Raw genomic sequence first — 23239 nt, 5'->3', positions numbered from 1 at the left:
GCGAATTTAATGCATACATTAAATTACTAGCTTTCTCGACTTCAGCATGTATGATTAAACTTGCTTTAAATATCCATTGAAAAAGTTTTCTACAGAAAATGCAGCAACACCAAGTGCACTGGAATGCTTTGATAAAGAAGAAAAATCAATTTTTAAATCTTTTTGCTGAAAGGTTAATGCTCGGTTCATACGATGGTTTATTGGTTCTTGAATCCATTCCTTGGCTGCGGTAATCCGATTCCCAATAATAATTTGCTCAGGATTAAAAATGTTTACAATATTAGTTAATCCAATCCCCAAATTGTCGCCAAGCGTTTCAAATAAATGAATTGTATCCTTGTTTCCTTTTTTAGCTAATGCTATCAGTGTATTTAAGCTAATGGTTTCACTAGGCGGAATCGGGAAGTTAGGTTTACTAGCTGTTTCATACAAATACTGTTCTGATGCATATAATTCCCAACAACCAAGATTGCCACATCGGCATTCTTTTCCATTCATTTCAATCGTCATGTGTCCTAATTCTCCAGAGAATCCATTATTTCCTTTATACAATTGTCCATTTAAAATTAATCCTACACCTAGTCCAATTCCTACACTTACATAAATAATATGATTATATTTTTTTCCTGCTCCAAATTTCTTCTCTCCATATGCTCCTGCATTTGCTTCGTTTTCAATAATAACGGGAACATGGTACTTTTCTTCTAAAATAGATTTTATATGAACATTTTTCCATTTCAGGTTAGGTGCTAATAAAATTTCTCCATGTAAATTAACTGTGCCTGGCACACCCATACCAATGCCTATAATGCCATACGGACTAGAAGGGGCAGATGCAATAAGGGTGTCAATAATTTGGAATAGCTTATCTTGAATTTCTTGATAGGACAGATCCTGAAAGCTGATAGCTGTTTCTTGGCATATGTTTCCTTCCAAATCTGTTAATATCCCTAATATATAATTGACGCCAAGGTCAATGCCGACTGTATAACCCGCTACTTCATTAAAAAGCAGCATGACAGGCCTTCTACCACCTTTTGACTTCCCTGGACCAGATTCATTAATTAATTTTTCATCAATTAATTCACTAACAAGTGAGGAGACGGTACCTTTGTTTAAACCTGTCATATTAGCAATATCTGCTCTTGAAATAGGATTATTGTTTTTAATAGTCTCAAGTACGAGTGTTTTATTTTCTTTTTTAACAACGTGCTGGTTCCATGTTTGGGTTGTTTTCATTCTGGACATCAACTCTCTTTTCGTATTTTTTATTTATTAGAACATTTCACTCTTTTGGTGAGAAGAAAAATAAGGATGTTATTTTAGCTCTAAATTATCTTCCAAATAAGGAGTGAAAGTAAATCGTTTTCATTTAGGCTAGCTCTTGAACTAATCATACCATAATCTTCATAAAAATAACATAGTTTATCCACTAGACAAACTATGTTATTGGTGATATTCTAAATTTAACGGTTATATGCCGACCAAAAATTAGGAGGGGTACGATGAGCAAAAAGAAAGCGTTATCATTATTGTTGTCCGCGTTACTATTTGTTTTGGTATTGGCAGGATGTTCCGGATCTGGAGATGATAATGAATCAACAGAAGGCGGAAAGAATGCCGGAGATAAAAAAACAGTTAAATTTATGCATCTCTGGCCGGAAGGAAGCTCTGCACAACACCATAAAATTGTGAGTGACATTGTTGCAGATTTTGAAGCAGAGCATAAGGATGTAACGGTTGATGTAGAAGTTTTAAGTAATGAACAGTATAAAGATAAGATTAAGGTATTATCTACTTCTAATGAACTACCTGATGTCGGAATGACTTGGGCTGCTGGATATTTAGCGCCATATGTAAGCGGAAATAAATTTGCATCATTAAATGATATACTTGATAGTGGATTAGGTAATGAGTTTGTTGCAGGTACAACAGATGCATATGCGATTGACGGGCAAACATATGGTTTACCTTTAGAATTAAATATTGTATCTGTATATTACAATAAGAAAATTTTTGACGATAATGGTCTTGATGTACCGAAAACATATGATGAATTTAAGGAAGTTGTAAAAACGTTAAAAAGTAACGGTGTTGCTCCAATCGCTTTAGGAAATAAAGATCGTTGGACTGGTTCGATGTGGTATATGTATTTTGCGGATCGAATTGGTGGAGGGGAATTACTTACAAAAGCAATTAATAGAGAAGAATCGTTCGAAAGCCCGGCACTTGTACAAGCTGCAGAGGAGATTCAGAATTTAGTGGACATGGATGCATTTGTAAAAGGTTTTAATGGATTGTCTGATGAAGAAGCAAAAAGTATGTTTATGAATGAACAGGCTGCAATGTATTTAATAGCAACTTGGGATTTACCAAACTACACGACGAATGAAGACGTGCCACAATCATTTAGAGATTCGGTTGGTTACTTTCCATTTCCTACAGTCGATGGAAATGGCGATGTGAATAGCTTTGTAGGTGGTCCTGGGGTAGGGTTGTTTGTTTCTGAAGACTCAGATGTAAAAGCAGAAGCAAAAGAATTCGCATCCTTTTTTGTAAAGCAATGGGGAGCAAGAGCGGTCACGGATGTTGGTGTTATCCCAGCAACAAAGGTGGATCCGAATGAGTTAGATCTTCCGCAAATGTATGAGGATGTCTTAAATGATTTAAACAATGCAACAAATCTCACCCTATATGCAGATGTACAAATGAGTTCGGATACAGCACAGGTTCATTTAGACCAAATACAAGCGCTATTCGGAAAGGATGCATCACCGGAGGAATTTGTAAAAGCTCATGAAGAAGCTCTTTCTAAAGAATAATTAATAATATCGAATTTCTTTCGGGTGAAAGTAAAAAAAATAAGAGGGCATTCCCGAAAGGATGTCCTCTTATTAAATGATATGGGGTTGAATGTAATGAATAAAGTGATGTCCAATAAATGGATCATTGCAATATATACGCTTCCAGCCTTGTTATTAATTGGAGTGCTAATCTTTATTCCGCTTGTTTTGACAGGCTATTATGGCTTGATGGACTGGGATGGAATAGGGGATATGAGTTTTATTGGGCTGGAAAATTATAAAAATGCAATCGTAGATGGGAAGTTTTGGAGTAGTGCATGGCATTCTACATTACTAGCATTCTTTTCTACGTTGAGTTTAGCAATATATTTAATGATTTCGATGATACTGGCTTCCAAATTAAAAGGAGCAGACTTTTTAAGAAAAATATATCTAATTCCAATGCTGTTATCTTCAGTTGCGATTGCCCAGCTTTGGATTAAGGTATTTAATCCTACAAATGGGATGTTAAACTATGTACTGATGAAGCTAGGTATAGAGAATCCGCCTGCATGGCTTGCTGAACCAAGCTTTGTTTTATTTGCCATCTTTATCCCAATCTTATGGCAATATGCTGGCTTCTACATTCTTATCTATTATGCTGCATTAAAAAACATACCTGAATCGATTATTGAAGCAGCAAAGATTGATGGGGCTTCTCCTTTACAAATAGCTTATCGAATTAAATTACCGTTAATTAAAGGTATAGTGAAAGTAACAATTGTACTCGCTATAGTTGGTTCATTAAAGTACTTCGATTTAATTTATGTAATGACAGGTGGCGGACCAAATGGGGCAAGTGAAGTAATGGCTTCTTATATGTACAAATTGGCATTTGCAAGTAATGACTTCGGTTATGGAAGTGCAATTGGCTTCCTGTTGCTAATCATTACCTTAATTGTCACGGTGATTATTCGTAAACTAACGGCTACGAAAGACGAAATTCAATATTAATGGGGGATCAATCATGAATCGAATAGGATATTATTTGCTATATGTTTTTTTAGCGATTGTAGCATTGTTTCAAATTTTTCCGATTATATGGTTATTCCTCTTTTCTTTAAAGGATAACCGTGAAATTTTTGCTGGCTCTCCATTTGCATTGCCAACAGAATTTAGATGGGAAAACTATCAAAAGGTTTGGGATGGGGGAATAGGTGTTTATTTTTGGAACAGTGTTTGGATAACTGCTGTAGCAATTATCCTAACTGTAGTGCTAGCGAGTATGGCTACGTTTGCTATTACTAGAATGCAATGGAAGCTAAGCAAGCTTGTACTCGGCTTATTTATGGTAGGGTTAATGATCCCAATCCATTCTGCGATCATCCCACTTTTTAGCATGTTTTTAAAAGTTAACTTAATCGACAGCCCATGGTCCATCGTGATTACGTATACAGCTTATAATTTGCCAATTACGATGATGATTCTGCTTGGGTTTTATTACACACTTCCTCGTGAAATTGAAGAGGCGGCTATTATTGATGGGTGTTCCGTTCATCGAATGTTTTTCCGAATAATTTTACCAATGACAGGACCAGTTATTTCAACCACCGTAATCATCAATATGATTTACAACTGGAATGAATTTGTATTTGTTAATACATTTATTAGCTCGGACAAGTATAAAACCTTAACAGTTGGAATTCAAAACTTTATCGGGCAGTATATGACTGACTGGGGCGCTATTGGAGCCACATTGATCATTAGTGTTTTACCCATTCTTTTAGCCTTTGTTTTCTTTAGTAATAAAGTGGTTGAAGGTATTTCGTCAAGTGCAATTAAAGGATAGTTGGTAATTTGTTTGATGCTGTGAATCATTACGATTACACAGCACCATAGCAGATGAAAATTTTTTCTATTATGAAGCATTACTTTGTTTAATTTGTATTCTTCGGAAAGCGTCTAAGCATAGCCAAGTGGTAATAAATGCATAGATACTTGAGCCAAATATAAATGCCAATGCAGGAATTAGTTTAAAAAGAAAAAATATCGATCCGATACTTAAAATGATAAGAAAGCTATGTATTGGACTAATGAGCATAATGAGGAATGCATTTTTAATTAGTTTGAAAATATTCAAATCAAAATGTACAAACGAAGGAAATAGGTAAAATAGAAAAAGGAGAAATAGAACTATGAATGCAAATAAAGGTATGTTCATCCAAGTCACATTTTCATCAATATTCATTTGAATAAAATACAAATCTATACGAATTAGCAGGACGATAGCAACAACAAAAAGTCCCATGAGATTACTTTTAACAAAATCAGCTTTAACGTATTTCCAAAAGGATTGAAAAACTGGACTATCAGTTGAGCCTCTTAACCAATCTCGCATAATAGCAAATACTGCAATTGTCGCAGGGAATAAACCGAACACTACAAGTCCAAGTAAGGAAAAAAGAATCCATAGAAGGTTGAGATAGGCAAAACGAGAGATCCATTCCATCATACGATAAAGTGTACTGCTAAATAAATTCATTATATTACCTCCACTCTTTGGTTGTAACGCTTAGGATGAGAATATGCATTTATTATAAAGGAAGCATTCTTTTTTTGCATGAAAACAGAGGTAAGCTTGTTTTTTTAAAACTTAGTTTGTTGATTGTACAAACTATTGAACGTTGGTACAATAGAAATTGAAAACAATTACATTAATCGTGTTCAGCATACTGAAGGAGGAAGAAATGATGGCATATTTTAAAGACATATCAAACATTAAATACGAAGGAGCATCCTCAACAAATCCGTTTGCATTTAAATTTTATAATCCGCAAGAAAAAATTGGAGCAAAAACAATGGAAGAACATCTTCGCTTTGCGGTCGCATATTGGCATACCTTTACGGAGGATGGAAGTGATCCGTTTGGTGCAGGTACAATGATTCGACCTTGGGATAAGTTCAGTGGAATGGATTTAGCAAAAGCAAGAGTTGAGGCGGCTTTTGAATTTTTTGAAAAGCTTGGAGTTCCTTATTTTTGTTTTCATGATGTAGATATTGCTCCAGAGGGAAGTAACTTAAGTGAGACATATAAAAATATAGATACAATTGTTGCGATGATTAAAGACTATATGAAGGATAGTAAAACGAAGCTATTATGGAATACGGCCAATATGTTTACACATCCACGTTATGTCCATGGTGCAGCATCGTCCTGTAATGCTGATGTTTTTGCTTATGCAGCAGCAAAAGCTAAAAAAGGGTTGGAGGTTGGAAAAGAGCTAGGTGCTGAAAACTATGTGTTCTGGGGTGGACGAGAGGGCTATGAAACACTTTTAAATACAGACTTAAAATTAGAATTAGACAATCTAGCACGTTTCTTCCATATGGCAATTGACTACGCAAAAGAAATCGGCTTTGACGGACAGTTTTTAATCGAACCGAAGCCGAAAGAACCTACTACACACCAGTATGATTTCGATGTTGCTAGTGGTTACGCCTTCTTACAAGCAAATGATTTACAAGACCACTTTAAATTCAATATTGAAGCAAATCATGCTACGCTTGCTGGCCACACCTTTGAGCATGAACTTCGTTATGCTCGGATTCATGGGATGCTTGGTTCCGTTGATGCGAATCAAGGCGATCCATTGCTAGGCTGGGATACAGATGAATTTCCAACAGATTTGTATTCAACTACACTAGCAATGTATGAAATTTTGAAAAATGGGGGCCTTGGACGTGGAGGTTTGAATTTTGATGCCAAAGTACGTCGTGGTTCTTTTGAAGCGGAGGATTTATTTCATGCGCATATCGCTGGAATGGATAGCTTTGCAATCGGCTTAAAGGTTGCTCAGCAATTATTAGATGATAGCGTATTAGAGCGAGTGATTGATACACGCTACAGCAGTTATACAAAAGGAATTGGTAAAGCGATTGTAGATGGAGAAACCGATTTTCATAAGTTAGAAGAATATGCATTAGGGCTTACAACTATCGAAAATAAATCAGGTCGTCTAGAAGAAATAAAAGCTACCATTAATCGATATTTATTAACAGCATTTAACAAATAATAAGATAAGCGCTGGAGGGGATGTTTTTAATTCCATCCAGTATTGGCTAGTTGATTTTAGCATGGAATGAGGTGCTCGTATGCGGTATGTCATTGGTATTGACCTTGGCACAAGTGCGGTTAAATTACTACTGGTTGATCAGCTTGGACAGGTAGTTCAAGAAGTCTCAAAGTCTCTTACATTAATTCAAGAAAAAACAGGCTACAGTGAACAAGATCCAGAGGAATGGGTTACGCAAACAATCGCTGGGTTAAAGGAATTACTTCTAACTTTTCGAGGCAATCCGAAAGAAATTGAAGGAATCAGCTTTTCTGGGCAAATGCATGGTCTTGTATTGTTAGATAAAAAGAATCGAGTCCTCCGTAATGCAATTTTATGGAATGATACTCGTACAACTGAGCAGTGCCAGCGGATCCAAGCAGTTGTTGGGAAGGAACGATTATTGGAAATTACAAAGAACCCGGCACTTGAAGGATTAACCTTGCCTAAAATTATGTGGGTAAAGGAGCATGAGCCAGCGCTTTTTGAACAAGCTGCCACCTTCCTGTTGCCAAAGGATTATGTGCGTTTTCGACTAACTGGAAGGTTGCATACGGATTACTCTGATGCTGCTGGAACATTGCTATTGGATATTAGAAAAAAAGCATGGAGTACTGAATTGTGTGAGCTCTTAGACATTGACTTAGAACTCTGTCCACCATTAGTGAGGTCTGATGCGGAAGTTGGGTATATTACAGCAGAAATTGCCGAGGAGACAGGGTTATCTTCAACCACGAGTGTGTTTGCAGGTGGTGCAGATAATGCATGCGGTGCGATTGGAGCCGGTATTCTATCGGATGGAACAACATTATGTAGTATTGGAACTTCAGGTGTAATTTTATCATATGAGGCAGCAGGCGATAAAGATTTCCAAGGAAAGGTTCACTATTTTAACCACGGAGCACCAGATGTGTTTTATACAATGGGTGTTACATTAGCTGCAGGCTATAGCTTAAACTGGTTTAAAGAAACATTTGCAAACAATGAATCATTTGATCAATTATTGGCAGAGTTAGAAATGATTCCAATTGGTGCAAATGGTCTGTTATTTACCCCATATTTAGTAGGTGAACGAACACCGCATGCTGATTCAATTATTCGGGGAAGCTTTATCGGAATAGATGCATCTCATGGGAAGAAGCATTTTGTACGTGCTGTTTTAGAAGGGATTACATTTTCATTAAATGAAACAGTTCAGATTTTTCGTGAGCGTGGTAAGACGATTGATACTATTGTTTCTATTGGTGGAGGAGCAAAAAGTGACGTATGGCTTCAAATCCAGGCAGATATTTTCGATGCTAAAGTTGTAAAGTTAAAAAGTGAACAGGGCCCAGGCATGGGGGCAGCGATGTTAGCTGCCTATGGATGTGGATGGTTCAAAACGTTAGCTGCTTGTGCAGACCAATTTTTGCAGGTAGAAAAGGTTATTACTCCGATTGAAGAAAATATCGCTGTATATCAATCTTTATTTGAACTATATAAAGATATATATCGTCAAACAAAAGATTTAAACAAAAAATTAGTACCGTACCGAAGTTAGGCTTAAAAAGAAAAAAGGTCATCCGAGATTGTGCATATATGTATGGTTCGGATGACCTTTTTAACGTTTTTTGTTAATAGATGAGGTTGGACATTGAAAGAATTGGAGGGCGAGGAAGTATGTTTTATAAAGAGCTTGGAAACACAGCAATGAAAATAAGTGCTTTAAGCTTTGGAACATGGGCAATTGGTGGTGCATGGGGAAAAACAAATGACCATGATGCTTTAGAGGGCTTAGCGCGTGCAATCGACTTAGGTGTTAATTTTTTTGATACTGCAGATGTATATGGAGATGGACATAGTGAAGAATTATTGGCAAAAGCGACAAAGGGGAAAGAAGGGGAGATATACATTGCCAGCAAATTTTGTCGAGCAGGAGATATCCATGATCCAACTAATTATTCGGAGGAAGTGGTAACAAATTATTGTGAGCAAAGCTTGAAGCGATTACAAAGAGAGTATATTGATTTATACCAGATTCATTGTCCACCGATGGATATTTTGCGGGCAGGTCATGTGTTTGACACGTTGGAAAAATTAAAGACTCAAGGGAAAATTCGTTACTATGGTGTAAGCGTTGAAACTGTTGAAGAAGGATTGTATGTGTTGGAGCATACGAATGCTAGTTCATTACAAGTGATCTTTAATCTTTTCCGGCAAAAGCCGTTAAAAAAACTATTTCCACTTGCCTTAGAAAAAGAAGTTGGTATTTTATCACGTGTGCCACTTGCTAGTGGCTTATTGACGGGTAAATTTACAGAACAGACTTCATTTGCGAGTGATGATCATCGATATTTCAATAAGGATGGAGCTGCATTCAATGTTGGAGAAACCTTTGCAGGAATTGAATTTGCTCGTGGTGTCGAATTAAGTAGAAAGCTCGAATGGATAGCGGAAGGTAGAGACAATATGACGAGAGCGGCTTTGAAATGGATTGTTGAACAGGAGGCAGTTACTAGTGTCATACCTGGCTTTCGAAATAAACACCAGGTAGAGGATAATGTGGGAGCTCTTGCAGTCAAAGCATATCAGGATGATGAGTTAGAAAAATTAAGAAGATTTTATGAATTAGAAGTAAAGCCGTATATTAGAGGGGCCTATTAATCTCTTCAATCATCTTGCATACAACTGGTAGTAAGACCTCTATGTGAAGACACAAAGATTGAGTGAGGTTCAAACTGAACGTCAAATGTTCGGTTATGCTCAACCAACAATCAGGGGGAGATGAACGAATCCTCACTGATTAAAGTTTCACTAGTATGATGCGAATGTGGAGGGGGAAAATTGAAAAAAAGAAGGAAACGTACTTGTAACTATATCTTTAATAAACTTGGTTGGCAGCATTTGCGGATTGGAACAAAATACTCAATTGTATACTTGTTCACGATTTTTCTGTTCTTACTTGCTGGAGCAATCATCTATTTTCAATTAAGTAGTGCACAGAATAGTATTGTGGCAATTGAAGCACAAAGTAAACAAACAAAGGGAATTTCAGAGATGGCTTTATTGATTCAAATTAAAGACGGGAATATTGCTGATTATCTAGCCGTACAAAGTCAGGATATTGCTTCTTCTTTTAAACAAAATCAGGCAGCATTAAAAGAATTAGAAACGGCGTTAAAATCTAGCTTACATACAGAAGAGGAACAGCGTATTTTTAAAGAACTAATTGATAAGAGCAATACAATGGATAAAATTTTTTATGAAGAAATTATGCCAGCTATTGAGAATGGAAATGTCGATGCAGCACGCACTTTTCGATTGAATGCTTCTTCCATAAAAGAATCTAGTATAGCGCTTGTATATCAATTAATTGAAATCGTAAATAAACATCAAGATAACACGGTTCAGCATGCTAGCAGGAGTATCCTTCATAGTATTGTTACGTTCGGTATAGTAATTATAATAACGATTGTTATTGGAATGAGTAGTATTTTTATAGTTAGTCATTTTATTTCCAAGCGATTAAAGAAAGTTGTTGATACAACAGCGCAGATTGCGGATGGTGATTTATCAATTGCAGCGATTGCTTATGAAGGAAGGGATGAAATAGGTAGTTTGGCGACTACATCAAATCGTATGAAGCAAAACATATATAACATTGTGCGAAAGGTAGCGACTGCATCAAATACAGTATCTACTAGAAGTGAAGCATTAAACGAATCTGCTTCGGAAGTAAAAGCGGCTGGGAAACAAATTGCTTCAACAATGGAGGAACTGGCTTCAGGTATTGAAATGCAGGCACATGCATCGGCTGAGCTTGCAGAAAGTATGAAGAAATTCTTACAGCGAGTATATGGTTCAAATAAGGATGGTCAAATGATTGTTGATTCAACAACATCCGTTCAACGCTTAACTAATGATGGAAGCCTATTGATGCAGCAGTCAATCAAGCAAATGGAACGAATTGATGTAATTATGACTACGGCTGTTGAGAAAATAAAGGGGCTTGATAAACAATCAGAAAAGATTTCGACCCTTGTTTATGTTATTCAGGATATCGCTGATCAAACTAATCTACTTTCGCTTAATGCAGCAATAGAAGCTGCGCGGGCAGGAGAGCACGGTAAGGGCTTTGCGGTTGTTGCAGATGAAGTGAAGAAGTTAGCAGAACAAGTGACAGCCTCAATATATGAGATTACTAGCATCGTCAACAATATCCAAATGGAAACACGTAATGTTGTCCAATCATTAGGAGATGGCTATAAGGAAGTAAAAGAAGGAATAATACAAGTACAAGAAACAGGAAATAATTTTGAACAAATTAATTCTTCTTTTGCACAGGTAGCTGAAAAGGTTTCGAGCATATCAATAAATTTAAATGAAGTAGCGCTTCGTGGTGGAGAAATGAGTAAGTTGATTGAGGATGTTGCAGCAGTTTCAGAAGAATCAGCTGCAAGTGTGGAACAAGCAACGGCTTCAGTACAGCAGTCTTCGAGCACAATGGAAGAGGTTTCTCATAGTGCGAACGAATTATCGAAGCTGGCAATGGAAATGAATGAGGAGATAAAAGTATTTCAATTATAGTCAAATTTATACGAAATAAGGCCTCTTACTATGGAGATAACTTACTTCTGATAGTGTAGAAAGTTTTTGAGGATAAATGAAGCAACAACAGGAATGGCAGCGGAGGTATTACGGTGAAAATTACAATTAACAGCCTAGAAAATAAATGGAAGCAGTTTAATTTGGTTAATAGAAATGGAATGGTGGCAAGCATCTTAAATTATGGAGGTATTATTGCGAGGCTACTCGTTCCGGACAAGCAGGGCAATTTAGAAAACATTGTGCTTGGATATAAGAACCTGGCAGATTATAAGAATGATTCGAATTATTTTGGAGCAATTATAGGCAGAGTTGCAGGAAGAATCCAAGAGGCTTCCTTTCAGTTAGGAGCAAATTGCTATCAGTTAGAGGAAAATGAAGGACACCACCATCTACATAGTGCTAGTGTAGGATTTCATCAGGTTATCTGGGATGCACAAACGTTTCAAAGCGAAGATAGAATTGGTGTTCAACTTCAGCATGTAAGTCCGAACGGTGAAGGAGGATACCCAGGAAATGTAACGGTAAGGGTTACATATACTTTGAATAATTATAACCAATTATCAGTACATTACAGTGCTGTGAGTGATAAGTTGACAGTACTCACATTAACGAACCATTCATATTTTAATTTAAGTGGAAATCTAAAGGATACAATTTTGAACCATCGTATAACTATAAAAAGTCATCATATTCTAGAATTAGATAAAGCAAGTATACCTACAGGCCGCAAATTGCCTGTCAAGGGCACTCCATTTGACTTTTGTCAGGGAAGGCTTCTTCAGGATGGAATTCTTCATGGAAATGAACAAAATAAACGAGTTGGGAATGGATATGATCATTATTTTCTGTTCGATTGCTCTAAACAGAAGCAGGTGCTGCTATCAGAGGAAGCGAGTGGTCGAACGATGCAGATGGAGACAGACCAACCAGGTATGGTGATGTATACTGCAAATAACTTAGCAGGAGGTCATCCTTTACATGAAGGAGTTTCTAGAAAGTATATGGGTGTATGTTTGGAAACTCAAGCATCTCCAGTTTCTTTACATCATAATGGTTTTCCATCGATAACATTACAGCCAAACCAATACTATGATAAAAAAACAACCTTTAGCTTTAGCTGGTAAGAGTGCCAGTAGAGGAGATTGAAAAAGAAATACTGTACCTAATAAGTATATGTGCACTTTTAATAAGTTGTTGAGCAACGATCATTTTTGGTTGTTGCTTAACAGCTTTTTTAATTTTCTTCGCTTAAAACCACTTAAAATCACATGAATAAATAACCATATCTGTATATAAAATATCATGTCAGGAAATCATATTTTTCTAAGCAGTTAGCTTGACAATCCCCCTTTTAGAGCAATTTTTTGTTAGTTTTTACTAAGATAAATGACTACTAATTTCCAACAAACCTTTATTTTAAGAGGTTTTTGAAAGGTTTCTAATTACTTATTATATAAATATTATATCTCAGAAAGATTGTGAAGTATTGAACTTAATGTGAATGTTTAACGTAACATATTGCCTAACTTTGAGGGTGGATTTAATATAAATATGTGAAGTGTTTCACATAATAAATTACATGGTTTTGAAAGGAGTCATCATGATGGAAGCACAAGTGGAAAAACAACCTGTGATTCAAGGGCAAGGCTTAAGGAAGTTGAACATGGAGTATGTATTCGGTTTTATTGCTATTATTTTTGTTTTAATTTTAGGAAGTACATTATTAAAAACCGACATGCTATTTTTTAGACTTTTAGTCGGGGTAGGATTTGGGTATGCGCTATCTCGTGCTTATACAGGCTTTGCAGGTAGTATTAATCGTGCTTATACGACTGGTTCAACCAAATTGCTTCGAGCAATGGCTTTTATGTTCTTTTTTACTACATTATTAGTTACGACTTTCTTATTTAATGCAGACCCTACAAGTTATGACCTTTGGATTAATCCAATTAACGTAGGGTTGGTGCTTGGAGGATTACTTTTTGGTTTTGGTATGGCATTTTCATCATGCTGTGCATCTGGTGTATTAACCGATTTAGTAACCGGGTTGCCTCGAGCATTTATTACGCTTTTATTTTTCGGTTTTGGTATATTTATCGCATTTCCGATTCAACACACAGCAAGCTGGATTAACAATTCCCTCTTTACTACGGAGGTTGGCAGTAAATTACAAGGCGGTGTATACTTGCCGGACCTGTTTAAGTGGGACGGTCTAGGCGGATATTTAGGAGCCTTACTATTAACTGGATTGTTTTGTGGAATCGTTGTTTTCCTTGCATATCGCTATGAAAAAAGACGGAAAGAACAAAACACCTACCATGGCGTATTAACAGAGAATGTTCAGGATATGCAAGTGGATTTTGATAGCAAGGATTACAAGCTGCTTAGCTCAGCAACGTATAATCGTATGTTTGTGAAGCCTTGGACATTAAAACAAGGTGCGATTGTAATCAGTGTTCTATTTGTTCTGTTAATGGGTGTTACGAAGGCTGGGTGGGGAGCTTCTACACCTTATGGAATTTGGTTCGGAAAGCTTCTTATGGCATTTGGCGTTCCCGCAGAATCCATAGCATCCTTTACGCATATGTCTGCTGATCCGTATGTATTACCATTTTTCGAGCATGGGGTATCAGTACAGAATTTCGGAATTCTACTTGGAACCATTATCTTTTTATTAACAGCTGGTCAATTCAAAAAAGTCTTTCGTTCAGGCGTTCATATTCGCAGAAGAGAAATATTGCTATTTGCGCTTGGCGGAATCACAATGGGAGTAGGAACACGCTTAGCAAACGGATGTAATGTTGGGGCACTTTATACACCAATTGCGAACTTCTCGCTTTCTGGTTGGATATTCTTTATCTTCCTAGCATTAGGTGCGATTGTTGGTAATGCGGTTGCAAAACGATTGTTCTAAGATAAGTAAAAAGGAAAGTAGCTGGATAAAATAAGTGAAAAGCGGATCGTGTTTAAACAGCTTAGAAAAAAGACGGATGCAAATCAATGTGAAAAGAGGAGAAGAAGAGATGGGTAAACGTATTTTAATTGTTGGTGGCGTTGCTGGTGGTGCTTCTGTTGCAGCAAGAGCAAGAAGACTAGATGAACATGCCGAGGTGATCATGTTTGAGCGTGGACCACATGTTTCTTTTTCAAACTGTGCACTACCATTTCATTTAAGTGGCATTGTTGAAAACAGTGATGATCTCGTTTTAATGAATCCGAATCAATTTAAAAAGCAGTATAATATCGAAGCTAGAGTAAATAGTGAAGTATTAAAGGTGAATCGCGAAGAAAAGACGATTACCATAAAAAATCTTACTTCTGGTGAAGTTTATGATGAAGGCTATGATGAATTAGTGCTTTCTCCAGGGGCAAATCCAATTGTACCTCCATTAGAAGGAATTGAACGTTCGAATGTATTTACCGTCCGTAATGTCGTTGATATTGCGAAGCTAAATGCGTTTGTTCAACAAAAAGAAGTAAAAAACGTGGCGGTAATAGGTGGTGGTTTTATCGGTGTAGAAGTCGCGGAAAACCTACGTTTAGCTGACTACAATGTTTCTCTAGTGGAATTTAACAATCAAATCATGGCTCCATTTGATTATGATATGGCGCAAATTTTGCATAAAGAAATGATCGATAAAGGTGTACAGCTTATTTTAAGTAATGGTTTAGCAAAGGTTGGAGACGGTTATATCGAACTACAGTCTGGAAGAAAAGTCGATGCAGAAGCAGTAGTCATGGCTATTGGAGTAAAGCCTGAAACAACCTTGGCAACAGAAGCGGGGCTTGAAATCGGCACAACAGGTGGCATTAAGGTTGATCATAATTATCTTACAAGTGATCCCCATATTTATGCGGTTGGCGATGCGATTGAAGTGTTTCATCGTCTTACACATGAACCAACACGGCTTGCATTAGCGGGTCCTGCCCAGCGGCAGGCAAGAGCTGCGGCAGACCATATGTATGGCATTCCACATCGGAACACGGGAGTGATTGGTTCTTCTTGTATTCATGTGTTTGAGCAAAATGCGGCTGCTACTGGTTTAAATGAAAAAGATGCACAAAAAGCAGGTATTTCCTATGATTTTGTTTATGTGATTCCAGGTGACAAGGTTGGTCTAATGCCTGATAGTAACCCAATCCATTTTAAATTGCTTTATGAATACCCAACAGGAAGAATATTAGGTGCTCAAGCAATTGGAAAAGGAAATGTAGATAAGCGCGTAGATGTAATTGCAGCGATGATCACAATGGGCGGCACCTTAGAGGATTTGAAGGAATTAGAGCTTTGCTATTCTCCAATGTTTGGTACAGCAAAGGATGTTGTTAACTTCGCAGCACTTGTTTCCTTGAATATTTTAAATGGACAATTTAGGCAAGTTCCTGTATCAAAAGTACGAGAGCTCGTTGAAGGTAATGCGTTTATCATGGATGCACGTGAAAAGCATGAATATGAAGCAGGTCATTTAATCAATGCTGTCAATATTCCATTGAGTGAATTCAGAGAGAGATTAGATGAAATCCCACATGATCAGCCAGTGTATGTACATTGTCGTTCAGGTCAACGTAGCTACAATGCAGTAATGGCTTTACAGCATCTTGGGTATACAAATGTAATCAATATATCTGGTTCATATTTAGGGATTTGTCTCTACGAATACTTTAATGATCAAGTAACAGGCCGAGATAAAATTGTCACTGCGTATAACTTCAAATAAAAGTGGGCGTTATGGATAATAAATTAAGTCGTTACGATATATTAAGCTTAGTATTAGGCTCCATTATTGGTTGGGGATCCTTCACACTTCCAGGTGTGAAGTTTCTCCAGCAATCTGGTGTCATCAATACCGCAATTGGCCTGTTTATCGGTGGAGTAGCGATAATTTTTATTCAAAAAGGCTATCACATTATGATGCAGCACCATGGAGAAGATGGTGGGGAATTTTCCTATGCGTATAAAAATATGGGAAGACAGCACGGCTTCATCGTTGGCTGGTCCTTGATTTTATGTTATTTAAGTATCGTACCTCTTAATGCTACTGCCTTTGTATTAGTAATGAAAATATTGTTCGGATCAAAGGTGGAGTTTTTTTATCTTTATGAAGTAGCGGGTTACCCCGTCTATTTGTCTGATGTTTTGATTGCCAGTATCGTCATTATTTTATTTGCGCTGATTAACATTCGGGGACTTCGAAAAAGCTCGAATGTCCAAAATGTGATGGTGCTTTTCTTGCTTGTGAATGTAGTCATTGTCTTTATAGCTATGGGAATGAAAGCAGGGACAGCTACACTCGTAGAAAATTATGTGGTGAATTACCGCTTTAGCTTTGGGGAGGTCGCTAAGGTGCTCGCGATTGTTCCTTTTATTTTCGTTGGCTTTGATGTTATTCCACAGGTTGTCACAGATTTAAAGTTTAAACGAGAACAGGCAACAAGGGTAGCAGTGCTTGCTATTTTCTCCGGGATTATCGTCTATACGATGTTAAATATAATTACTGGCCTTGCATATGCACCAGAACAAGCAGGTGCGCAGGAATGGGCGCTTGGTTCGGCGGTTTTACATCATGTTGGCATGTTTGGGTTCTTGCTTTTGATTATTGCGCTAACAACGGCTGTTTCAGGCGGTATTAATGGATTTATGATTAGCAGTAGTAAATTGCTTTCTGCGCTTTCATCCTATGGGATGCTTCATGCGAAATATACGGTTAAAAATAAGCAAGGTGTCCACCATAAGAGCATCATATTTGTAACTATCATGAGCTTAATCGCGCCATGGTTCGGCCGAGAAGTGATCATTTATATTGTTGATATGTCATCCTTATTAGCGGCGATTGCTTATTTGTATGTTTGTTGGATTGGGTTTCAAAAGGCAGCACAAAAGCTGGACAAATATTTGTCGTTCGTTGGTGTGCTTATAAGTATTAGTTTTATTGGCTTATTGATCATCCCAGGCTCTCCAGGTCTTTTAAGTAGACCTTCCATAGTCTTTATGGCTATTTGGGGTGTCATCGGATTTCTCTATTATAAGCAGTATGTAAATAAAACGAGCTTTACCGAAAAAGATAATTGAACTAGAAACATGCCAGACTAATTTGTTGTATGAATAAATTAGCCTGGCACTTTAAGTTTGTACCTATTCTTCCCGCAGGGTTTCCATGCAGTTTCCTTCGTTCGTGTATTTACGTATAGCGAACGATATAGAGACCATCTGTTTCTAACCACTCGGCAAAAAAGACATCACGTTCCGTAGCAATTCCATGAGCGAACAACTGATTTTTTAACCATGCATGGTTCTTGTTCATTTCATTTAAATTATCTTCCATTACTTGGCCGTCGCGAATGAGCGTTATAGGTAAGTGGGCAGGCTTTGTTAGCATATCAAGTTCTCCTACAGTAGGCGATTGATAGGATGCTTTTTTCAAAATGCTAATTGTACCGTTTGGCTCAATGAATGCATAGGCCACTTCACGAAGAGAAAAAATCCCGTCTTGGCGCAGCTGACTTTGTAGCTGATTAAGGTTCATGCGGCTTTTCTTCATTTGCTGATAATTAATCCTTCCCTCTCTAATTATCATTTTCGGTTTTCCTTCAAATAGGGTGCGTAAGAATAAAGACTTTTGGGCAATCCATTCCATAATAAAAAGCAAAATCCCCCATAAAAAAACGGTCGTAATCACATGCCATACAGATACACTTTTTTCATAGACGGCATTTCCGAGTAATTCTCCCAAGACAACCGCTGAAATAAAATGAAAAGGGGTTATTTTATCAATGAGCTTTCCGCCAAGTATTCTGACAGATAAATAAAGTATAAAAAATCCCATGATTAGCTTAACGGATGTGAAATACGCAAACTCCATATATAACTCCTCCGAATCTAGCATGATAGCTTACTAGAATATTCTCCAGTTCAGCAGAATTATATACATGAACAAAGATGAAAGGGATTACGGTCAATGATACAATAGCAATAGAAAAAAGTGACTACGATTGCTTTCGTTTTCGACTTCTATCAACCTTATCTGCTAGCTATGTGAGGAGAATCTTGATTGAATGGAATTGGGGGATAGCATGCATTTATATCAAATTATTAAAAACGAACCAGCTTATTGGCTTGTCGATCAGGTGAAAGTGAAGGGTACAGAACTTCTTGAATATCGAGTTCAGCTTGAAAGACTACTGACTGCTTGGGAATCGAAGCGGGTTAGTTATCTATCATTACTAATGGATGAAGGAATAGAAGGCTGGCTTGTGGAGCAAGGATTTCACAAGGTGTCTAGCATTGTAGAATATACACGTTCGCTTGCTAAGCTTCCTCCTTTAGATGAAGCTATTCAGTGTCAATCTTTAGCAGGTGGAGAGATAAGCGATCTTCAGTTTCAAGATTTATATGCTAAATGCCGTTCAGGGTCAGCCAATAAAAACAAGCAACAGCCAATGGATGAGGTTATGAAGTCGTTAGAAAGCGAACTTGGAAGGGATTGGCGTTCCTACTGTTACTATTTTTTACGCGCGGGAACTAAGGAACCGCTCGGAATCAGTATCCCACATATCGAAGCAGATACAGTAGAGGAAGGCCGATTATTTTATTTTGGTGTTCTTCCAGAGGTACGCGGACAAGGATTAGGTACGAGGCTACATACGCATGCTTTACACCTATTAAAAAAAGAAGTAGGAGCGTCCTACTATGTTGGAAGCACGGATAAGCATAATACGGGTATGATTCGCATCTTTGAAAAAAATGGATGCCATTTACGCGATCAAAAGGGTATTTATCGGATTGATAGAAACAACTAGAAATAATTTAAAGGATGATGGAAAAGTATGCCATCATCTTTTTTGTTTGTTTACGATTTTGTTTGCTTGTTTACGTTTTGTAGACAAAAGTACACAAAAATGTTTACAAGTTTACAAATGCGTTTACTTATTGGAATGGCAGATGTTTTGAGTGGCAACGTTCATTGTTTACGCAATTGTTTACAAAATAAGTACAGTTTACAGATTGTTTACAGCATTACAGTTATATTTAATTTTGCGCTAGTGTATTGAATGAGGTGTACATGCCCTATACGCTTAATATAAGCACATACGTTATTTATCGTGCTTATTTATTAGTAAAGGAATGATGGATGGATGACAAATACACGACTAGCAGCAATTGATGTTGGAAATGATTCCGTAAAGGCGATATTTGGAGAGATGGATTATGAAGTTAACATCCCGAATATTATGGCACATGACATCGAAGACCGTCCGGTAATCGGGATTGAAGAGTTAAATAGTAAAAATCCGTTGGAGGGTATTCACGTTCGTGTGCATTCTCCGGCATTAAAAGAAAATACCGCCATTTACCGCGTTGGCTCGTTAGCGGCAAAAAGCAGTAATGCGACAGAGCTTGACCCTGGAAGTAGTAAGGCGGATGAAGATCAAACGCTTGTGATGTTATTTACGACTCTAGCGTTAGATGCAGTGCGAGAAGAAAATAAAGCAATTTTTCCACAAAAGAAAAATAGTATTGACGCTACATACATGCTAGGTACAGGCTTGCCGCTTAGAGAAGCGAAGGAGGGTAAGGATGCAGGATACCGTTCAAAGCTATTAGGGTCTGTGCACCAGATTGAATTTTTAGTGACTCCCAAATACCAAGGTATGAAAGTAAACCTGCAATTTAAAGATGTAAAAGTATATCCCGAGGGATTTGCGGCATTTATTAATCTCGTGATGGATAATGACTTGAAAATCATTAACAAGGAATTAATTGATAAGCGGATTATTATTCAAGATATTGGTGGGCTTTCAACGGATATCGCGGTAATTAAGAATCGAACCGTTGATGATGATAAAGCACAAGGCTATAATCTCGGTGTATCGGAGTCACTAGAGGCAATACGTGATGAAATATTGTCAAAGCACGGGGTAGAGTTAGATAGTAGAAAAGATGTCGTTGATATTATTACGCGAAAAAAGGACCGAAACCATATTATGGTGAAGGGCAGCCGTACAAGTGTGCATGATATTACCGATCGTATACTATTAGAGCTTGCAAAGCGGCAGTATCGCTTGCTTCGTAATACATGGCAGAAAAATTCACAAACTGAAATTTGCTACTTTGTTGGTGGTGGATCCAATGTATTAAAGGAATATTTAAAAACAATGAATAACAATCTTGATGGATATAATATCGACTTTTTTGAGGATGAAAAGGAAAGTATTTGGATGATGGCAAATGCGTATTATAAGCTGATCAAGGATTTTGCTACAAAACAGGAAAAAAAGGCAGCTAAGGAAACTGCGAAGAAATAAGGTGATGCTATGACGAATCGTTCGACAAGGATACAGCGCGGTCAGGCGATTTCCTTTCGTGTTCCCTCCAATACGCCAGATCATCTGCTAAAGCATTTACAGCATTTAAAAGAAACAGAGCGGCGCAATTTCTCTAGTAAAATTGCTGATTATGTTTTACAAGGTGTGGGGAATGCGTATGCAAAGGAACGGGAATCAATTACAATCCCACTTCCGAATAAGCTAACCAAGGCTCAGCGAGATTGGTTAAAGCATGAGCATTCCGAGGCATTGCTTGGGAGCATCGTTTATCATCTGCTTTCTGATCCAGTGCGAGCTACCGCGTTATTAGCGGGGCTAAATAGCCGTGCGCTAGATATAGATGAGGCGCTTTTTTTACAGGAAAAGGAGCTGGGGCAAAGGGAGGATTCTTTAGCCGATGAAAAAAGGAGTCAGCCCGCTTTTTCTGAAGGAAGCGAACATGCGGATGTTGAAGCATTTACATTAGACAAAGCAATGGAGCCACAGGAAGAAGATACGGAAGAAGAGCTTGAAGATTTACTTGGAGATTTTTTAGCTGAAATGAATAAATAGCCGGTGCCTAAAACAATAGGAATAAGCTGTTCATGTATTGGAAAAGAAACATTTCCGCATGAACAGCTTTTTTAAAATAACATGGTTGAAAAAAATATTATTTAGTACCTTGCAATGAATAGTAGTGTGTGGTAATGTTTAGGTAGTGAGGTATTATTTTTATTAAGGTACTGTGTAATATATAGTAGTGAAAGAGGTGTTGAAGAGCGATGAATATTCAGTTTAAAAAAGGCGTGCTCGAAATATGTGTGCTTGCTTTACTTGATAAAAAGGATAGGTATGGCTATGAGCTTGTTCAGAAAATTTCTGATCGAATTGCCATTTCAGAAGGCTCGGTGTATCCATTATTAAGAAGATTAGCAAAGGAGAAGTATTTTACAACGTATTTAAAGGAATCGACAGAAGGCCCTTCACGAAAATATTATCGTCTCACAGAAGACGGTAGAAAATATTTATACCAGCTCATTGACGAGTGGCATGAATTTACTAAGGGAGTTAATCAAATTATTGAGGAGGGTGTTACGGATGAATAAACAACAGTTTATTAATAAATTAACCGAATCGTTACAACGTTTACCAGCAAATGATCGAACTGATATTGTTCATGATTTTGAGGAGCATTTTGAATTTGGCTTGCAGGAAGGAAAAAGTGAGGAAGAAATTGCAGCTTCTCTTGGTTCTCCTGCACAGATTTCCAAAGAACTGCTTGCTTCCTACCATCTCGATCAAGTGGATGAGAAGACTTCCGCTGGAAATATGTTTCGTGCAGTATGGGCAGTGCTTGGTCTAGGGTTTTTTAATTTAGTTATCGTACTTGGTCCATTTATTGCTTTAGTTGGTGTGCTTGTAGGCGGATGGGTATCTGGACTTGCTTTTATCGTCTCGCCTCTGCTTCTCGCATTGGATACACTACTACATCCACAATCATTTAATTGGTTTAACCTGTTTGTTGCCATTGGATTAACAGGTCTAGGTCTGCTTGTTGTCATTGCCATGATGTATGTGACACAGTTTTTTATGAAAGGATTTGTTCGTTATTTACACTTTAACGTGCGTTTTGTGAAGGGGGGCTTAAAGGATGCGTAATGTAAAGAAACTCGTTATGGTAGCAATCATTTTTATTATTGTTGGAACAATTGGCAGCATTGTCACATTTGGTAGCAGAGATACTGGAGAAAAGGTGGCAACGGAAAAGTTTGTTGATGCAACAAACGTTGCTAGTATTTCGGTGGAGGCGGATAATGAGACCGTTCGAATTTCGCCAACAAAAGAAAAAGATATCCGTATTACATGGACTGGAACGGCAAAAAAGAATGCCAATCGTACATTGGAGGTAGAGCTAGATGGAGAGGATTTAAAGATCCAAACAAAGCAACGCCAGTTTTTCCAGTTTTTTGATTTTAATTTTCACTCGATGATATTACATGTGTATTTGCCAGAGAAGGAATACCAGGCATTGTCCGCTGATTTGGATAATGGGAAAATACAGGCAAGCAACTTAGTTGTTAAGGATATGGAAGTAGAAACGAGCAATGGCCGAATTGAATTGAATAAGCTGGAGACAGAAAAGTTAGTAGCGAAGACGAATAACGGTCGAATTCAATTAGATGAAGTGAGTGGAGAGCTAATTGGAGAGGCGGATAATGGTTCCATATATTTAGAAACGGATGATTTAGACCGTCCAATTGCACTTGAAACAAATAATGGAAAAATTAAAATCAAGGCAGCAAGTGAGCCGAAAAACGCAACGTTTGCCGTAAGTGTTTCCAATGGAAAGGTGAATATATTTAACAAATATAGTGAGAATGCTGTGTTTGGAGATGGTGACAATTTAATTCAGCTGTCCACAGATAATGGCAAGATTGATGTAACTAAATAAGT

At 37.5% G+C, this 23239-nt stretch carries 20 protein-coding genes; 17 read left to right on the top strand and 3 right to left on the bottom strand.

All coding sequences use genetic code 11. The features are described from left to right. Positions 1 to 54 precede the first annotated feature (54 nt). Positions 55 to 1239: an ROK family transcriptional regulator gene (locus tag SPK86_RS04490; protein WP_330948730.1), complete on the bottom strand. Its 1185-nt coding sequence runs from the start codon at positions 1237 to 1239 to the stop codon at positions 55 to 57. Positions 1240 to 1505: 266 nt separating this feature from the next. Here SPK86_RS04490 and SPK86_RS04485 point away from each other — a divergent pair, with 266 nt between their 5' ends. The 3 genes from SPK86_RS04485 to SPK86_RS04475 all read left to right on the top strand — a co-directional run bounded on the left by SPK86_RS04485 (position 1506) and on the right by SPK86_RS04475 (position 4632). Further along, positions 1506 to 2822, top strand: a complete 1317-nt coding sequence (locus tag SPK86_RS04485) for an extracellular solute-binding protein (protein ID WP_284140519.1) — start codon at positions 1506 to 1508, stop codon at positions 2820 to 2822. Positions 2823 to 2918: 96 nt separating this feature from the next. Beyond that, on the top strand, positions 2919 to 3797 hold the full coding sequence (locus SPK86_RS04480) for a carbohydrate ABC transporter permease (protein ID WP_284140520.1): 879 nt from the start codon (positions 2919 to 2921) through the stop codon (positions 3795 to 3797). 13 nt (positions 3798 to 3810) lie between these two features. Next, the gene (locus SPK86_RS04475) at positions 3811 to 4632 is read left to right on the top strand and encodes a carbohydrate ABC transporter permease (protein ID WP_284140521.1); all 822 of its coding nucleotides are present in this window, start codon (positions 3811 to 3813) and stop codon (positions 4630 to 4632) included. A gap of 69 nt (positions 4633 to 4701) precedes the next feature. Here SPK86_RS04475 and SPK86_RS04470 read toward each other — a convergent pair whose 3' ends face one another. Further along, a complete protein-coding gene (locus SPK86_RS04470; protein ID WP_284140522.1) occupies positions 4702 to 5325 on the bottom strand; it encodes a YesL family protein in 624 nt (207 codons plus the stop codon). 208 nt (positions 5326 to 5533) lie between these two features. Between SPK86_RS04470 and xylA the strand changes: the two genes are divergently transcribed. The 8 genes from xylA to SPK86_RS04430 all read left to right on the top strand — a co-directional run bounded on the left by xylA (position 5534) and on the right by SPK86_RS04430 (position 17552). Further along, entirely contained in the window at positions 5534 to 6856 is a 1323-nt protein-coding gene (xylA, locus tag SPK86_RS04465; RefSeq protein ID WP_284140615.1) for a xylose isomerase, read from the top strand. 79 nt (positions 6857 to 6935) lie between these two features. Next, positions 6936 to 8435 carry a xylulokinase gene (xylB, locus tag SPK86_RS04460; protein WP_330948729.1) on the top strand — a complete coding sequence of 500 codons (1500 nt, stop codon included), beginning with the start codon at positions 6936 to 6938 and terminating at the stop codon, positions 8433 to 8435. A gap of 119 nt (positions 8436 to 8554) precedes the next feature. After that, positions 8555 to 9538, top strand: a complete 984-nt coding sequence (locus tag SPK86_RS04455) for an aldo/keto reductase (protein WP_284140524.1) — start codon at positions 8555 to 8557, stop codon at positions 9536 to 9538. A gap of 180 nt (positions 9539 to 9718) precedes the next feature. Then, entirely contained in the window at positions 9719 to 11461 is a 1743-nt protein-coding gene (locus tag SPK86_RS04450; RefSeq protein ID WP_284140525.1) for a methyl-accepting chemotaxis protein, read from the top strand. Positions 11462 to 11574: 113 nt separating this feature from the next. Further along, positions 11575 to 12606, top strand: coding sequence for an aldose epimerase family protein (locus SPK86_RS04445; RefSeq protein ID WP_284140526.1), 1032 nt, complete (start codon positions 11575 to 11577; stop codon positions 12604 to 12606). A gap of 476 nt (positions 12607 to 13082) precedes the next feature. Next, on the top strand, positions 13083 to 14396 hold the full coding sequence (locus SPK86_RS04440; RefSeq protein ID WP_284140527.1) for a YeeE/YedE family protein: 1314 nt from the start codon (positions 13083 to 13085) through the stop codon (positions 14394 to 14396). 109 nt (positions 14397 to 14505) lie between these two features. Continuing rightward, positions 14506 to 16200 carry an FAD-dependent oxidoreductase gene (locus SPK86_RS04435; RefSeq protein WP_284140528.1) on the top strand — a complete coding sequence of 565 codons (1695 nt, stop codon included), beginning with the start codon at positions 14506 to 14508 and terminating at the stop codon, positions 16198 to 16200. A gap of 11 nt (positions 16201 to 16211) precedes the next feature. Further along, the gene (locus SPK86_RS04430) at positions 16212 to 17552 is read left to right on the top strand and encodes an APC family permease (RefSeq protein ID WP_284140529.1); all 1341 of its coding nucleotides are present in this window, start codon (positions 16212 to 16214) and stop codon (positions 17550 to 17552) included. A 109-nt stretch (positions 17553 to 17661) separates the two neighbouring features. Here the strand turns inward: SPK86_RS04430 and SPK86_RS04425 are convergent, their stop codons facing one another. Next, positions 17662 to 18342 (bottom strand): DUF421 domain-containing protein, encoded by a 681-nt coding sequence (locus SPK86_RS04425; RefSeq protein ID WP_284140530.1) that lies wholly within the window; start codon positions 18340 to 18342, stop codon positions 17662 to 17664. A 211-nt stretch (positions 18343 to 18553) separates the two neighbouring features. Here SPK86_RS04425 and SPK86_RS04420 point away from each other — a divergent pair, with 211 nt between their 5' ends. From SPK86_RS04420 to SPK86_RS04395, 6 genes are all read left to right on the top strand, one after another. Further along, entirely contained in the window at positions 18554 to 19279 is a 726-nt protein-coding gene (locus SPK86_RS04420) for a GNAT family N-acetyltransferase (protein WP_330948728.1), read from the top strand. A gap of 336 nt (positions 19280 to 19615) precedes the next feature. Beyond that, positions 19616 to 20785 (top strand): ParM/StbA family protein, encoded by a 1170-nt coding sequence (locus tag SPK86_RS04415; RefSeq protein WP_284140532.1) that lies wholly within the window; start codon positions 19616 to 19618, stop codon positions 20783 to 20785. A 9-nt stretch (positions 20786 to 20794) separates the two neighbouring features. Beyond that, positions 20795 to 21358, top strand: a complete 564-nt coding sequence (locus SPK86_RS04410; protein ID WP_284140533.1) for a hypothetical protein — start codon at positions 20795 to 20797, stop codon at positions 21356 to 21358. Between the two features lie 209 nt (positions 21359 to 21567). Beyond that, positions 21568 to 21891 (top strand): PadR family transcriptional regulator, encoded by a 324-nt coding sequence (locus SPK86_RS04405; RefSeq protein WP_284140534.1) that lies wholly within the window; start codon positions 21568 to 21570, stop codon positions 21889 to 21891. Then, positions 21884 to 22444: an HAAS signaling domain-containing protein gene (locus tag SPK86_RS04400; protein WP_330948727.1), complete on the top strand. Its 561-nt coding sequence runs from the start codon at positions 21884 to 21886 to the stop codon at positions 22442 to 22444. Before SPK86_RS04405 ends, SPK86_RS04400 begins: the two co-directional genes overlap by 8 nt. After that, positions 22437 to 23237 carry a DUF4097 family beta strand repeat-containing protein gene (locus SPK86_RS04395; protein WP_330948726.1) on the top strand — a complete coding sequence of 267 codons (801 nt, stop codon included), beginning with the start codon at positions 22437 to 22439 and terminating at the stop codon, positions 23235 to 23237. Before SPK86_RS04400 ends, SPK86_RS04395 begins: the two co-directional genes overlap by 8 nt. Positions 23238 to 23239: the final 2 nt, after the last annotated feature.

It is taken from the genome of Virgibacillus sp. MG-45 (genome assembly GCF_036409425.1).
Taxonomy (GTDB): Bacteria; Bacillota; Bacilli; order Bacillales; family Amphibacillaceae; genus LDC-1.
Note: the sequence above shows the minus strand (reverse complement) of the source record. Positions and strands in the feature narration are given on the sequence as shown.